The 15,910-nt window shown below is 26.1% G+C and carries 10 protein-coding genes and 1 pseudogene; 5 read left to right on the top strand and 6 right to left on the bottom strand.

What is annotated here, in order from left to right:
• The 3 genes from BPP43_RS04020 to BPP43_RS04010 form a co-directional block, all read right to left on the bottom strand.
• Positions 1–1,161, bottom strand: coding sequence for an ATP-binding protein (locus BPP43_RS04020; RefSeq protein ID WP_015274255.1), 1,161 nt, complete (start codon positions 1,159–1,161; stop codon positions 1–3).
• An 8-nt stretch (positions 1,162–1,169) separates the two neighbouring features.
• Positions 1,170–2,324 carry a 1-deoxy-D-xylulose-5-phosphate reductoisomerase gene (gene dxr, locus BPP43_RS04015; RefSeq protein WP_015274254.1) on the bottom strand — a complete coding sequence of 385 codons (1,155 nt, stop codon included), beginning with the start codon at positions 2,322–2,324 and terminating at the stop codon, positions 1,170–1,172.
• A 105-nt stretch (positions 2,325–2,429) separates the two neighbouring features.
• Complete coding sequence (locus BPP43_RS04010) at positions 2,430–3,236, bottom strand: 4Fe-4S binding protein (protein WP_015274253.1); 807 nt, start codon at positions 3,234–3,236, stop codon at positions 2,430–2,432.
• 160 nt (positions 3,237–3,396) lie between these two features.
• On the opposite strand from BPP43_RS04010, the pseudogene BPP43_RS12650 reads away from it, so the two are divergent.
• Positions 3,397–4,033, top strand: a pseudogene (locus tag BPP43_RS12650) (Crp/Fnr family transcriptional regulator).
• 9 nt (positions 4,034–4,042) lie between these two features.
• Here BPP43_RS12650 and BPP43_RS04000 read toward each other — a convergent pair.
• Complete coding sequence (locus BPP43_RS04000) at positions 4,043–4,480, bottom strand: RrF2 family transcriptional regulator (RefSeq protein WP_015274252.1); 438 nt, start codon at positions 4,478–4,480, stop codon at positions 4,043–4,045.
• A gap of 158 nt (positions 4,481–4,638) precedes the next feature.
• On the opposite strand from BPP43_RS04000, the gene BPP43_RS03995 reads away from it, so the two are divergent.
• The 3 genes from BPP43_RS03995 (at position 4,639) to BPP43_RS03985 (ending at position 7,955) form a co-directional block, all read left to right on the top strand.
• Positions 4,639–5,577, top strand: coding sequence for an NHL repeat-containing protein (locus tag BPP43_RS03995; RefSeq protein ID WP_014935782.1), 939 nt, complete (start codon positions 4,639–4,641; stop codon positions 5,575–5,577).
• Positions 5,578–5,783: 206 nt separating this feature from the next.
• Positions 5,784–6,785: a ferrochelatase gene (gene hemH, locus BPP43_RS03990; RefSeq protein ID WP_015274251.1), complete on the top strand. Its 1,002-nt coding sequence runs from the start codon at positions 5,784–5,786 to the stop codon at positions 6,783–6,785.
• 189 nt (positions 6,786–6,974) lie between these two features.
• The gene (locus BPP43_RS03985) at positions 6,975–7,955 is read left to right on the top strand and encodes a Gfo/Idh/MocA family protein (RefSeq protein ID WP_015274250.1); all 981 of its coding nucleotides are present in this window, start codon (positions 6,975–6,977) and stop codon (positions 7,953–7,955) included.
• Positions 7,956–8,078: 123 nt separating this feature from the next.
• Here BPP43_RS03985 and BPP43_RS03980 read toward each other — a convergent pair whose 3' ends face one another.
• Positions 8,079–11,399, bottom strand: a complete 3,321-nt coding sequence (locus BPP43_RS03980) for a DUF4132 domain-containing protein (protein WP_015274249.1) — start codon at positions 11,397–11,399, stop codon at positions 8,079–8,081.
• Positions 11,400–11,869: 470 nt separating this feature from the next.
• On the bottom strand, positions 11,870–14,407 hold the full coding sequence (locus BPP43_RS03970) for a helicase C-terminal domain-containing protein (RefSeq protein WP_015274247.1): 2,538 nt from the start codon (positions 14,405–14,407) through the stop codon (positions 11,870–11,872).
• 331 nt (positions 14,408–14,738) lie between these two features.
• Here BPP43_RS03970 and BPP43_RS03965 point away from each other — a divergent pair, with 331 nt between their 5' ends.
• A complete protein-coding gene (locus tag BPP43_RS03965; RefSeq protein WP_015274246.1) occupies positions 14,739–15,692 on the top strand; it encodes a dipeptidase in 954 nt (317 codons plus the stop codon).
• The last annotated feature ends 218 nt before the right edge of the window (positions 15,693–15,910 follow it).

Below are 15,910 nucleotides of genomic sequence, written 5' to 3'. Positions count from 1 at the left end.
TTATAATATTAATGTTTCTATAAATTGCTTTGCTACTCTTGGGCTTCTTCCAGCACTTCTTATGGCGTAGCTTTCGGCTTGTTTTATAAGCTCTTCTTTGTTTATTTGTATATTGTTATCTTTAGCGTAAGATAATACTATATCTATAAATAAATCCCTATCCGGTCTTTGGAAGGTTATAACTATACCAAATCTGTTTGTTAAACTCATTATCTGCTGAATAGTGTCTTCCACATGTATATCATCGCCTGTTCTGTCATTAAAGTTTTCTTTTATTAAATGTCTATAATTGGAAGTAACATAAACTACTATATTCTGTGGAAAAGAGTTTACTCCTCCTTCAAGTACAGCTTTTAAATATGAGAAGCTGTCATCATTATAAGAAAAAGTTAAATCATCTATAAATATTATAAATTTAAGAGGGCTTAAACTTAATTTTTGTATTATATCTGGTATAAGTGATAATTGGCTTTTTTTAACTTCAATAAGCCTTAAACCTTCATCTCTAAACATATTGGCTACTGCTTTTATAGTGCTGCTTTTACCAGTACCAGCATCTCCATAAAGAAGTATGTTATTAGCTTTTTTGCCTTCTAATAAAATTTTAGTATTTTGTATTACTTTCTCTCTTTCTCTATCATAACCATATAATTGTTTTATATTTTGATTGTCTTGATGTTTTGCTTTGGTGATATTGTTTTTTTCATCAAGCGTGAACATATTACTGTTATAAAATATGCCGTATCCTTTTTTGTTTATTTCTTTTATATGAGTAGAGTAGATACTATAGAAATCTATTTTTTTTGTTTCTAACTCTGCTAAATTATTATAAATATCAGAAAAATTAATTTCAGATAAATAACTAAAAAAATCTAATTCTTCTTTTAGAGCATTTTCTATATTTTTATTTATATTTTGTTTTAATAATAGTTTTTTTATATATATGTTGTTATCTCTAAATATATACTCTAATAAAAAATCTCCTATATTATCATTATAATTGTAAAGCTCATTTAAAAAATTATAATATAAATATGTTGTTTCTGCTTCATCATTAGAATTATATTTTAATAACTTTATTAATTTTTTTATTGTCTTTGTCTTTAGTATTTCTCTAAATATTATTAATTTTGAAAAACCAATTATTATTTTTTCTTTCATAATTTTTCTCACATTTGTTTTATAGTTTCTATTAATTTTAAAGTTTCTTTTCTAGTTTCATTGTCTATTTTTATAATATTTTCTACAGTAAGCGGTATGTGATCAACATTTATTTTTACCATTTTTTCTACTATATCAAATATTTCAGTAAATGATATTTTTTTCTCTAAAAATGAATACACACATACTTCATTAGCAGCATTTAATATACAAGGATATAGTCCGCCTTTCTTACCGCATTCATATGCAAGTTTAAGCATAATAAACTTATCAAAATCCATCTTATAAAAATTAATCTCGCTATGTTCATAAAGCTTTAATTTTTCAAATGGTGTTGTTCTTACTTCTGGGTAGGTGAGGGCATGCTGTATAGGAAGACGCATATCATTCTTTCCAATTTGAGCATATATCTCTCCGTCTACAAACTCAACCATAGAATGTATTAAACTTTGAGGGTGTATTATAGTTTCTATTTTGTCATAATCCAAATTAAATAAATGATGAGCTTCTATTACTTCAAAACCTTTGTTCATCATAGTGGCACTGTCTATTGTAATTTTTCCGCCCATATTCCAAGTTGGGTGTTTTAATGCCATTTCTACTGTAACATTTTTTAACTCTTCTTTTGGAGTTCTAAAGAAAGGTCCTCCTGATGCTGTTATTATTACTTTTGATATTGGTACATTTTTAAAATGATTTAATATTTGAAAAATTGCAGAATGTTCGCTGTCTATTGGTACTAATTTAGCATTATGTTTTTTTAATAAATCATTAATTATATCTCCGCCTACAACTAATGTTTCTTTATTTGCTAATGCTACAACTTTAGATTTTTTTATTGCTTCTATTGTTGGAAGAAAACCAGAATATCCTACTAAAGCATTTACTAGTATATCAAAATCAATATCTTTTACAAAATCAGCTATGCTTCCTTCATGAATATTAACATCTATATTAAAATTTTTAAAATTATCTAATGCTTCTTTAGAAGATATATGCACATATTTTGGCTTGAATTTAATGCATTCTTCTTTTAAAACATCAATTTTAGTATTTGTAGTAATTCCTACTATTTCAAAGTCATTATAAAAATGTTCTATTACAGAGCAAGTGTTTACTCCTATAGAACCGGTGGCACCAAGTATGAGAACTCTTTTTTTCATTGAAAATTAATCCTTAAATATATTATAAAGAATGATATATCTTAAGATTAATAATTTCAAGTATGATGAGATGATTAGTTTATAATCATCTCATTATTATTTTTATTATATTATTTCTCCGTCTATTGATATAGTGTATTCTTTTATGATGATGTTTTTATTAGCTTTTTTAAGAGCTGCTTCTACTATCATTTCAACACCTCCGCAGCAAGGCACTTCCATACGAACTATTGTAATAGATTTTATATTTTTTGTTTTAAATATATTAGCAAGCTTTTCTATATATGAATCTATGTCGCTGTCAAGTTTAGGACAAAGCATCATAAGCACTTTTCCTTTTAAGAATTTTGAATGGAAATTCGCATAAGTAAAAGGAACACAATCTGCACTAATAAGTAAATCTATATTATCAAGATATGGAGCATTTGGGTTTATAAGTTTTAATTGTATAGGCCAGTTTCTTAATTCAGAATGCATTTCTATATTGTTATTAGATGCAGACATTTTATTTCTCATATCTCTTTGCATACTTCCAGGACAACCGCAAGGTTTATCTTCCAATTCAGGAACTTCTATATTATTTTCTTTCATATACTCTATAGCTTCTTTTAATAGTTTTTCTTCTCCATGTTCTTTTAAATGTTTAAGATGAGCTTTTATTACATTAATACCGCCTTTTATAATATTTACCATTACTTTTTTTTCATTATATTCTTCTGCTTCTCTTTCTTCTATAGTCATTACATTTTCTGGACATTTTTTTATACAAGCTCCAAGTCCGTCGCAAAACAAATCACTTATAAGTCTTGCTTTTCCGTCTATTATCTGCAAAGCTCCCTCAGGACAATCAGGTATGCATTCTCCGCAGCCTGTGCATTTATCTTCATCTATTTTTATTATTCTTCTTTTCATTTTGCTAAACTCCTATGTGTAAAAGATAAAAGTTATTTATGTTTATATAATATAATTTTTTATAAAAAACTCAGTTGCTATAGCAACTAACTAATATTGATTTTTTAATAAAAAATACTATATTACTTATTGAATATATTGATGTTTTAGGGTTTGTCTTATGGAAAAATATATAGATATAATATTAAAATCAAGTTTATTCAGCAATATAGATAGAGATAATGTTCTTAATATGATTAATAGCTTTCAAAATAAATCATATAAAAAAGGAAATACCATTATAGATATAGGAGACTACATAGATAATATTTATTTAATATTAGATGGTATGGTAGAGGTTTCCAAAGAATATGATGATGCGAGAAAAAATATAGTTAATATATTAAATGCGGGAGATATTTTTGCTGAATCTTTTGCTTTATCTACAAATAAAATTTCTACTATACAGGCATTATCTTTTACAGATACTAAAATATTAAAAATAAATACTAATAATATTTTTAATAATGCAATTTTTTTAGAAAAATTTAATTAGGGTTCTATCTGATAAAAATATATTCCTTTCTATAAAAAATGATATTCTAAGTCAAAAAAGTTTAAGAAGTAAAATAATGCTTTATTTGAAATATATGTCTAATATACAAAAATCTAATAATATAGTAATACCGTATAATAGAGATAAATTAGCAGAGTTTATATCTTCAGATAGAAGTGCATTATCAAGAGAATTAAATAGATTATCAAAGGAAAAAATAATAAAATTGGAAGGAAATAAAATAACAATTTTAAAACATTAAAAAAATTATTTATTCATAAAATCCAAATGCTTTTTTCTTTTTTCTCACTTCATCTGCTATTTTTTTTATAGTTATTTTAGATAATGATTTTTCAAAGTCTTCTCTTACGTTATTAAACTCTTCCCCAAGTACATCAAACATAGCACATCCCACTGGACATACATGGTTAGGGTGATGAAAGTTAAACAAACCTCTCTCTTCTTCTGTGAATACTGCTTTATATATTGAGAGTAATGTTATATCTTTTTCATCTTTTATAAGTTTGCTTCCCTTTTTAGTAGTTTCAACTATTTCAGCATCTTGAAGTTTTAATAGAATTCTTCTTATTATGGCAGGGTTAGTTTTTACGCTTTTAGCAATTAAATTTGATGTTGTTCCTTCATTTTCAAAAAAGGCTATGCATAAAACTATATGTGTGGCAACTGATAATTTTGTGTTAATTTTCATGATATTATAATAAATTGAATAGGCATAATAGTCAATAGCTTTTTATTTTAATGTTGTAACTCTTTTGGTAACAATATTTTTACTTAATAGGTATTGATATAATATTGAAAATACTATATAAGTTTTTCAGAATCAATAAATAAAAAAAGGAGATAAAAATGAATAAAGTTTTTTTAATTTTATCATTAGTAGTATTTGCAGTTTCTTGTTCAAATAATTCTGGAGATGGAACAACTAAAGCTAGCAACAGCACTTCAGGAGCTCAATACAAAAAAGAAGCTATGGGAATAACAATAGAAGGATTAGCAGCACCTGAAAGTGTTAAGTTTAGAAATGGTAAATTATATATAGCAAATTTAGGTGACCCTAATGCTCCTAAAGATGGATTTATTATTGTTGCTAATGAAGATGGTTCTAACCCTACAAAACTTTTTGAAGGTGAGTTAGACAGCCCTAAAGGTTTTTCTTTCTTAACTGATGATATTATTATTATTCCTGACCAAGTTAATGACAGTTCTATGACAGGTAATTTAGTATTAGCTAATGTTAAAGAAAATAAAATAATCACTAAACTTCCTATAGAAGGTTCTAAATTCTTAAATGATACAGTAGTTATAGACCCTACAACAGTAGCTTTAACTGACACAGGTGCTTCTACAGTTCATTTTGTAAAAGTAGATAATAACTCAGCTTTATCTATTGCTTCATCAGTAACAGGAGTAGTTGGTGCTAATGGTATATTATTAGACAATGGAGTATTATATATAGCAGGAAGTACATTTGGCGGCGATGCTAATGGCGGAGATATTTATACTTTAAATATAGACGGTACAGGATTAACTAAATGGACAGCTTCAAGATTAGGTGCTGGTGCTTTAGATGGTATAGCTATTGCTAATGGCAAATTATATGTTTCTGATTGGGGTGTTGATATGGCTAATAACAATGCTTGTATATATGTATTTGATTTAAATACTAAAGAACAATTAGAAAAAATTGAAGGTTCTTTATCTGGTGTAGCTGATATTGATTTAGTTGATAATGTTATATATATACCTGAACTTTCTACAAGTTTAATTAAAAAAGTACAGCTATAAGTTATAGTACACATAAATATAAAGGTGCATCTTTTATAGGTGCATCTTTTTTTGTATATAATATAAAATTTAAAACAGTTTTCTTAATTTATCCTCAAATATAAAATCAATTTATTTTAATTGTCATCAATAAAAATTATGTTTTTGGTTTGACTAATTAATAAAAATATATTATAATTAATAATAATTACTAATAAGGATATATTATGAATACTGTTGAAAAGAAAAAAAATGTTATATTATTAAATATGGGCGGACCAAGAAATATTCAAGAAATAAATACTTTTTTAGTGAATATGTTTAATGATTATCATATTCTAAATATAAAAAATAGTTTTATAAGAAATATGGTAGCAAAAAAAATAGTAAATAAAATAAAGCCTGATGTTATAAGTCACTATGAAGCTATAGGCGGAAAATCTCCTATAAATGAATATACAGAAAAATTGGTAAATAAACTTAATAAATTAGACAGTTCAGCAGATTATAAATATATTATGAATTATACTCCTCCTTATGCTTATGATGTGCTGAAAGAATTAAAAAATAAAAATGTAGAAGAAATTACATTATTTAGTATGTATCCTCAATATTCAGAAGTTACAGTAAAATCATCATTAGAAAGTGTTTATAAGGCTATAAAAAAATTAAAATATAATCCTAAAATTAATATAATAGACAGATACTATTATGATTATAATTATAATAATTCTATAGTACAATTAATAAAAGAGTCAATAGTAAATAAAAATCCCGAAGAATATGTATTAATATTTTCAGCACACTCAATACCAAAAATGTATGCTGATAAAGGTGACCCATATGAATATGAATGTAATTATAATATAGAAATATTAAAAGAAAAACTACATGAAGAAGGACTTAATTTCAAAGACATTGTTCTTTCTTATCAATCAAAAATAGGAAAAATTGAATGGCTTTCTCCTGCCACAATAGACATAATAAAAAAATATAAAGGAGAAAAATTAATAATATATCCATTAGCATTTACAATAGACAATTCTGAAACAATTTATGAAATAGATATGGAATACAGAAAAGAAGCTATAAATAAATATGATATAAAAGATTTTATACTAGTACCTTGTTTAAATGATAATTTAAATTTTGCTAAAGCTATCATTGAGTTATCAAGAAATGCTGAAATATACAATTCAAATATATCAGATATTAAAGAAATAGTTTAATAAATAAAATTAAATTATTTTTTTAGATTCAAATTTTTTATTTATATTTTTGAATATTGATTAACTAAATTTATATATAGATAAATGAGTTTTAATATATTTAAAAAGTTTATGGTAAATAATTTTCTTGACAATATATTAAATAATAATATTATCTTTCTATAAACATTTTATAAGAGGTTTTTTATAATGAAAAAAATTAATATAGGTTTTATAGGTGCAGGTTCTATAGCTGAAATTATGGCTAAAACTATTGCAAAAATTAAAGATGTAGAATCTTATGCTGTGAGTGCAAGAGATATAAAAAGAAGTAAGGCATTTGCTAAAAAACATGGATTTAAAAAGTTTTATGGTTCTTATGAAGAGATGGTTAAAGATGAAAATGTAGATTTGGTTTATATAGCAACACCTCATTCTCATCATTATGAGCATATAAAATTGTGTCTTAATAATAATAAAAATGTTTTATGTGAAAAGGCTTTTACAGTTAATACAAAACAAGCGAGAGATGTTATTTTACTTGCCAAAAAGAAAAAACTTTTACTTGCTGAAGCTATTTGGACTAGATATATGCCAAGCAGAGATATAATTAATGAAACTATAAAAAGCGGCATTATAGGTAAAGTAAGTTCTCTAACAGCAAATTTAGGATATGTTATAAATAAAAAAGAAAGATTGATAGAACCAGAATTAGCAGGAGGAGCTTTGCTTGATGTTGGAGTTTATACTATCAATTTTGCTCTTATGGTATTTGGAAATAAAATAAAAAAAATAGATTCTACTTGCGTGAAAACTAAAAAAGGAGTAGATGAACAAAACTCTATTACGCTTACTTTTGATGACGGCAAAATGGCAGTATTAAACAGCACTATGTCAGCATTAACAAATAGGGAAGGTGTTATTAACGGAGATAAAGGGTACATTGTTGTAAAAAATATTAATAATCCAGAAAGCATAACAGTTTATTCATTAGATAGAAAAGTTGTAAAAACTATTAAAGTTCCAAAACAAATAAGCGGTTATGAATATGAGGTTATTTCTTGTGCAGATGCTATTAGAAATAAAAAGTTAGAATGTAAAGAGATGCCTCATGAAGATATTATAAGAGTTATGAATATAATGGATACTTTAAGAAGAAGCTGGAAGATAAAATATCCTTTTGAAAAGTAATATATTTGTTTAAAATTAAATTAATAAATATTTATAGTGTTTTAATTTAATAATTCATATTACTAATTAAAAAATTATAATACCTGCATACATTTTAAAGATATATGCAGGTTATAAAAGTCTTTACTTTATAAAATAAGATTTTACTGTTCCGTATATTGATGAAGTAAATCTCTTATTAATTTCTAAAGGATTTACGCATTCTTCATAATCATAGTTTGAATTTTCATCTAACTTGTGGAAAGTAATATCTATAAATGTTACTTTTTCACTCGCATCCATTCCAAACCACATATATTCAAAATTTATACGGCATGCGATTTCTAATATTGAATCTTTTAATTCATAACAATTATAGCTTCCGCCGTCTTCAATATCTCTGCTTCTTTCAAATGACATTTTATTTGCCATTGACATAATCTCGCCTGCTGTTATTTCTTTATCTTCAAATGAAATGATTTTGTTATTTTTTATATGCTCTTCTTTCACTTCTTCAAATAATAAGTTAAGCTGATTAATAGGCTGTAATATTTCGTAGTCGCTTAATTGATTTCTCCATTTTGATAATTTATCTTCGTCTAATTCTATGGGGTGAACTAAAGTAATATTTTTTTTGTTTTTTAGACTATCTTCAAATATATATTCTTCTTCATCAAAAGTATTAAAACTTCCATCTTCCATATATCTAAAACTTTCTATTAAATTATTATTTTCATCATAAACTCCCCATATAAGCTTTAAAGCAAATATATTCATTATAGGGTTGTCAACAAAAAGCTCATTAAAAGTTTTATAAGACCATTTTCTTCCATTTAATAATACTTTATTTAATCTTCTCATTTGATTAGAGCTTATCATTTTTATATTTTTCTTTATCAAAGTTAATTCTTTTTTAGAAGCATCTGCTATTGCCTTATCGTCTTTGCTGTTTGGTGTGGGTAGTGATTTTAAAACTTTGTCATTTGAATCTGTTACTTCGATAGTGAAATCATTTTTTATTTGAAGTTTAAATACTCTGTCAGCTTCTCCTCCATAATGAAGTTCTCTCATTCCTTTTTTATCAAAGTCCAAATCTGGTATTATTTTATCTATTAGCTCATCTTCTGAAATCTCTAATGCTTTGGCAGTCTTTTTTAATGCATCTTTTGCAGCATTTTTTACCTGATTATTTTTTACTTTTACAGACATTGTATCAACTAATACTAATGCAAATTTGCTTGCATTTAATGCTATAGCATATACTGCATGTGCTGCTAATGCTCCTCTTGAATTTAATGCCCATTCTTCAATTTGAGTTTTTAATTTTAAGAGTTTATCTTCAGGCTGGAAAATACAATATGGAATAAGTATATTTTTTAATTTTGTATCTGCTTTGTTGTTAAGCCAATTTGTATATATATTATCAAGTGCATTTCTAAATGAATCAATATCAAAAAACTCTGCTATCTTGTTGCAGTCTTTTAATATAGAAGGCTCTTTTAAAGCAATATATTCCATAAACACATACTGAACTATTTTTAAAGGTGCCTTAGTTTGTTTATCTTTTAATAAAATATTAGAAAGTATATTTTCATCTATATCTTTTATTAGAGTTTCATGTCCTTCATTATAGTATTTATTTAAATATTCGTTTATTTCGTCAACGCTTGTAAATTGAAAATCATCATCAAACTTCTGTAAATCCCAATATTTAATTATTTCTTTATAAACTGTTCTTGATGCTTCTTTTCCTTCATTTGCTAATTTTTCTACTTCGCTTCTTACAATGCTTTCATTATTACTGATTACTGATACACAATGTTTTTTTATTTCTTTTGATTTTGCTGTGTCTAGAACTTTGAAAACAAAATCGAATTTATTATCTATCAAATTTTTTAACTTATCACTAAAAATATAATCGATAAATGATATAGTGCCTTGAATATTTGCTGTTATAGAAGTGATAAATGATTTATCTTCAATAATAGTTTTTGTTTCTTCTAAATTGTTTTTTATAAGAGTGATAATATCATCTTTTGAGTCTAATAATGATAAATAAATATCTTTTAACTGCACTTTTTTATCATTAACTAATTTTTCTTTAATTGATAAAATATCTCTGTTATAGAATATTTTCTGAGTAGAAACATAAATAGAAATTTTACCATATATTCCATAATGCTTTAATAATTTAGTAGTAATTTCTGATGCTTCATCATTTACTTCGTCAAGCGACATTATAGCTGACAAATAATGACTATGATTGCTATAAGGATTTTCTTTTACATATTTAATGCTTTTAGAAATTATTTCATCAAAACTTTTAATAACTACATTTGTTTCTAATAAATATACGCATATTTCTTTTAACTTTGCTACAATAGAATTAATATCAATATTATATTTATTATCACCGCTTGCAAGCATAATTGATGAAAGCATAGCATAATCAAGATATAATTGTTCAAATTTTGATTTTTCTATTATCTCATAAAGTTTATAAAAAGTTTCTTTATCTTCATCATATAATTTTTTTACTTCCAATGTATGCTTAGAAATAAAAAGAGTGTTGTCATTAAGTATTTTGCTTAATAAAATACATTCTTTAGGGAAAGAGCATATTTTTAAATATTCAGGTATAAGTTCTCTCGTATAGTAATAATATAGTTTATCCTCTGAATAGCTTTTAAATAATCTTTTATATAATTGTCCTGTTCTTCCTACCATTTCACGTGATATATTTACAAGAAAATAAATCATATTATTATCTTTATTTAAAATATTGATTAATCTTTTATACACTTCTTCATCTTTATCAGCTATAGTAAAAAGCAGTGCAGTAGTTTCTTCATCATTAATTTTTAGAGAGTCTATATAATTTAATAATTGTTTAATAAGGCTTTTATCATCATCTCTATTTATGAGGTATACAAAAATAGTCAATAATAAATGAGGTGCTTTTTTTAATAATATTTCATTATCATTTTTTACTTTTTCTAAATATTGATTAAAGTCTTTAGGAGTATAATATTCTAATCCTAAAAACCCCCCCAAATTATTTACTTGTATTTGTATGTACTTATTTGCTTCATTATGGATTAAACCAGACTTAGCATATTTTGTACCATATTCTCTTTCATATGTAATATTATAACTTTCTATTAATACTTTTTCTAAATCTTCACCAACGCATAATCTTAAAATTTTATTGGTAGTATCGCCTTTATATATATATTTAATTACAGTTGCAGCGTATCTTGATAAAGCTTTTTTATCTTCTTCTTTAGTATTTTCATCAAAATAAAATTTGAAAATTTCTTGGTCATCAGTGAGGTAATACCTTATTGAAGTATGGCAGCTGTTTGTTCTTCCATAAAAATAATCAAGGAATGCGTCCTTATTGTTTTCATATTGGAATATTTTTTCAAACTTATTTCTTATTTGTTCTTCATTATTATTTTCCATATTCCACCTCGTTGACAGTATTTTTATACAGTATAATTGATTTTATTTGTTCTGTCAAATTTTTATTACTGCTATTATTGTTCTTTTTCCCGCAGCTCGCGGTGCGGACTTCATCAAAAAAACCAAAAAGTGCAAGTACTATAGCGTTGTATGTTTTGGAATATCTATAAACCATATAATAATGCCTGTATTTTAATCTGAAAAATGCAGCCTTTTTGCTTCTTTGTGGCAACAAAAGAAGTGGGGGTTCGGGGGCTAGTCCCCGATAATAATAAAAAAATAAAAACTAAATTTTGATGAACTTAAAAATTTTAAATGTATATTGTAACAATAATTTTCTATCAACTTTTTCCCGCCTTCTCTGTGCGGACTTCATCAAAGTTTTTGCCCTTCGTGCACGTTTCACGAAAGTGCAAATAATAAAATATTATTAAACTATTTAATATGTTTTACTGCAAGTTTAATAGCTTTTATTGCTCAAAGAAATTGTTCATATCTTTAAAAATTTCTTTTATGCTTGCTCTCAATATGCTTGCATTTGGAAGTGAGTTTATAAACTGCATGCCGTAATTTTTTGTATATAGTCTTTTATCCAAAACAAACACTATCCCTCTGTCTTCTTTGCTTCTTATAAGTCGTCCAAAACCTTGTTTAAACTTAATAACAGCAAAAGGCAGAGCATAATCCAAAAAAGCATTTCCTCCGTTTTCCTCAATATATTTATACCTTCCTTCGCTTATGGGGTCTGTAGGAACAGCAAATGGTAGTTTTGGTATAATTACAGCCTCAAGATTTTTACCTGCAACATCAACACCCTCCCAAAAAGAATCTACTCCAAATAAAACATTATTTTCTGAAGCCTTAAACATATCAAGTAAAGTATGTCTATGTATTGAAGCAGTCTGTGCAAGGGCATTAATATTTTTTTCTTTTAGCTTTTCAACTGTTGTTTCATAAACTTTCATTAAAGAAGAGAATGCCGTAAAAAGTATAAATGCACGCCCGCCTGTAATATCGCATACATTAAGAAGTACTTTTGATGTATAATCATTAAAACTATCGCTTGCTGGGTCTGGGGAATCGGTTGATATATAAAGCCTTGCATTGTCTCTATAATTAAAAGGAGACTCTAAATATATTTCTATCTTTTTGTTTTTTTCTATATAGTCAAAGCCAAGTCTATTAGAAAAGAAGTTAAAACTCTTTGAAACTGTGAGAGTGGCAGAATACATAGCAACAGTATCAAACCTCAAATATAAATAATCATTTAAGTTTTTAGCTACTGTAACAGGGGTAAGATGCCAATTAAGTATTAGATTTCCTTTTTTAGTTATTCTTGCTTCAACCCATCTTATATATTCATCTTTTTTATAATCTATTGCAGCATTGAGTGAGATTAATTGTCTTTTAAGTCTTTCAAGATAGGCATTACTCATCTGTGCAATCTCTTCATAATCAAATCCCTTATCTATTGCTATATCAAAGAATTTTTTATAAAGTTTATCGCATGCATTAACCAATGAAGTAATAACTAAAACCATTTCTCTTAAAGGTTTAATTCCTTCTTCTTTCCATTTATTATTAATTATTATTTCCGGACATATTCTAAATTTAAATCCTAATCCTTCTTTTGTTTGTATGTTTTTGTGGCAGTAGTTTAAAAACTGTTTTGAAGATTCATCTACTACATTTCTTACTCTTGAAGTTGTTTCATGTACACTATTAATTAACTCTAATAATTCTCTATAGTCATCTACTTCTATAGAAGATTTATTTTGATTAACCATATTATTAATAGTTTCTATTATGCCGAGCCTTTTATTTTTCTTTATTCTTGATATATAAAAAAGTGCTTTTAATATACCATTTTTGCTTCCCTCATCTCCAAAATAACTTGAAGCAGAGTTCTCAAAATTATGAGCCTCATCAATTATCACTTTTGTATACTTTGGAAGTAAGCTATATCTGCCTGAAGTTTCTGCATGCAAAGATAAATCTGCACATAGTATATGATGATTAACTATTAATAATTGTGCTGCATTAAGCTGTTTACGCATTTTATAAAAATAACAATCTTCTAAATATTCGCATTTTCTATGAGTGCAAGTGTCGGTATCGCATGCAACCATTTCCCATAATTCAGATTTTGGTTTGTAACCCAAATCTGTAATAGAGCCATCTTTTGTAATGTTGAGCCAATTATCAATATCTTCAAAAAACTCAATCTGGTCTTCAAAGTCTAATTTATCAGTATCATTCAAAGCGTCTTTTACTTTTTTGATGCATACATAATTGTTACGCCCCTTTACTAAAGCATATTTTACATTTGGAGCTATAGCATCTATTATAGACGGTAAATCCTTATTTATGATTTGTTCTTGTAGGTTTATTGTATTTGTTGAAACTACTATTCTTGTTTTATTTTCTTTAAGCCATAATAAAGCAGGTATTAAATATGCAAATGATTTACCTATTCCAGTGCCTGCTTCTGATATTAAATGTTTATTTGTATTAAAAGCTTCTATTGTAGCTTCTACAAGTTCTGTTTGCTCTTGTCTATATTCATATTTTTTTAATATTTTGCTTAAAAGACCATTTTCTGTAAACATAAATAAGGCATCAGGTGCATCTATGTTTTTTACATTCTCTTTTCTAATTGGTCTTACAACTTCATAAAAATCATCAACATCATTATTAACTATATAAAAACCAACCCCAGCATTATTGCCCAATTCGCTTGCTATAGCTAAATCTGCTCTTGAAGGAGTAAGCTGACCTGATGGGTGATTATGTATTACAGCGTCAAACTCTAATGAAAGCGATATTATAGCAGGTACAGAGTCTTTGTTTCCCCTTGCCATTACTTCTATATAATCTAATATGCCGAAAGAATTAAAATTGATTCCAAAATATACTTCATTACCGTAGGAATCAACTATAGATTTCCTCATAAAATTTATTGCTTCTAAAGAAAAGACATTATTTATTTCAACATCATACTCACTCATTATTGAATGATAGTATATTATATTAAAATCTTTGTCAAATTGTATTTTTAATTTCTATAAGATTATAAAAAATATTTTATAAAGCTATATATAAAATTATTTATAAATTATAATAGTAATATTTTGTATAATTAATTATTTTTAGATATAAAAATATAGTTCTTTTGGTTATTTTATACCAATAAAAGAACTGTGGTGCGGGGCAAAGCCCCGTTATAAAATTTAAAAAATACTATTAATATAGATTAATTTAATTATGAAATAAATCTATTGTAAAATAGCTTTTGTTGATATATTATTTTTGCAAATTTTATTTTTAAGGAAAATACTTATGATTTTTGATGCTCATTCTGATGTTTTATCTGATGTTGCTGTAAAGACTTTGAAAGGCGAGAATAATATATTAAAAAAGTATCATTATGATAATTTAGTAAAAGGTAAAGTTGGAGGAAGTATATTTGTTGTATGGGTTGAGAGAAAAAATTACGAGAGAGCTTTTGAGAGGGCTAATGAGATACTTGAATGTTTTAAAAAAGAGCTTAATTATTGTAATGACATTATAGAAGTTGTAAAAAGTTATGATGAGATGATTGAGGCACAAAACAAAAATAAGTTTTATGCTTTTTTGGGTTTTGAGGGTTTAATGCCTATTGAAGATAATATAGATATTCTTGATAGTTATTATAATGATTATGGTATTAGGCATGCTAGTTTAACTTGGAATGAAGAGAATAAGCTTGCTACAGGGGCTAGGGGAGATAGCAGCAGAGGATTAACTGAACTTGGAAAAAAGGTAATAAAAAAAATGAATGATAAGGGAATGATAGTTGATGTTTCTCATTTGAATGATAAGTCTTTTTTTGATGTTGTTAATATTACAGACTCTCCTATAATAGCATCACATTCAAACAGCAGAAAGTTATGCGGCAGCTTAAGAAACCTTACAGATGAGCAGTTGAAAGTGATAAGAGATTTAAATGGAGTAGTAGGGTTTAATTGTTATAAAGATTTTGTAGATGAAAATAAAGATAAACAAACAATAGATAGGGCAGTTGATCATATAAAATATATTGCAGATACTATAGGAGTTAATCATATAGGGCTTGGCTTTGATTATAATGAATATTTTGAAGATGAGGGCATTACAGGAGTGAAGGGGCTTGAAGATGCTTCAAAGTCTTATACTATATTAGAAAAACTAAAAGAAGCTGGTTTTAACAGTGATGAGATAGAAAATATAGAATATAAAAACTTTCACAGAATAATAAAAACTGTAATAAAATAAAAAAATATTAAAGTTATTATTGCAACAGACGATATTATATTTAGGTTGATTGGACTACCCCCCAATAACTATATTTGTAATAAGCCGCTTTGTTCATCCCACAAAAGCGGTTTATTTTTTATATGCTATAAATTTTTTGTTAAAAATTAGTTTTATTAATTTTTTATTTGCATGGCTTTGCCCCGCACCCCAGTTCTTTTATTGGTATAAAAGAACCA

The organism is Brachyspira pilosicoli P43/6/78 (assembly GCF_000325665.1).
Taxonomy (GTDB): Bacteria; Spirochaetota; Brachyspiria; order Brachyspirales; family Brachyspiraceae; genus Brachyspira; species Brachyspira pilosicoli.
The sequence above is the reverse complement of the archived record's forward strand: the minus strand, read 5'-3'. Positions and strand labels throughout refer to the sequence as shown.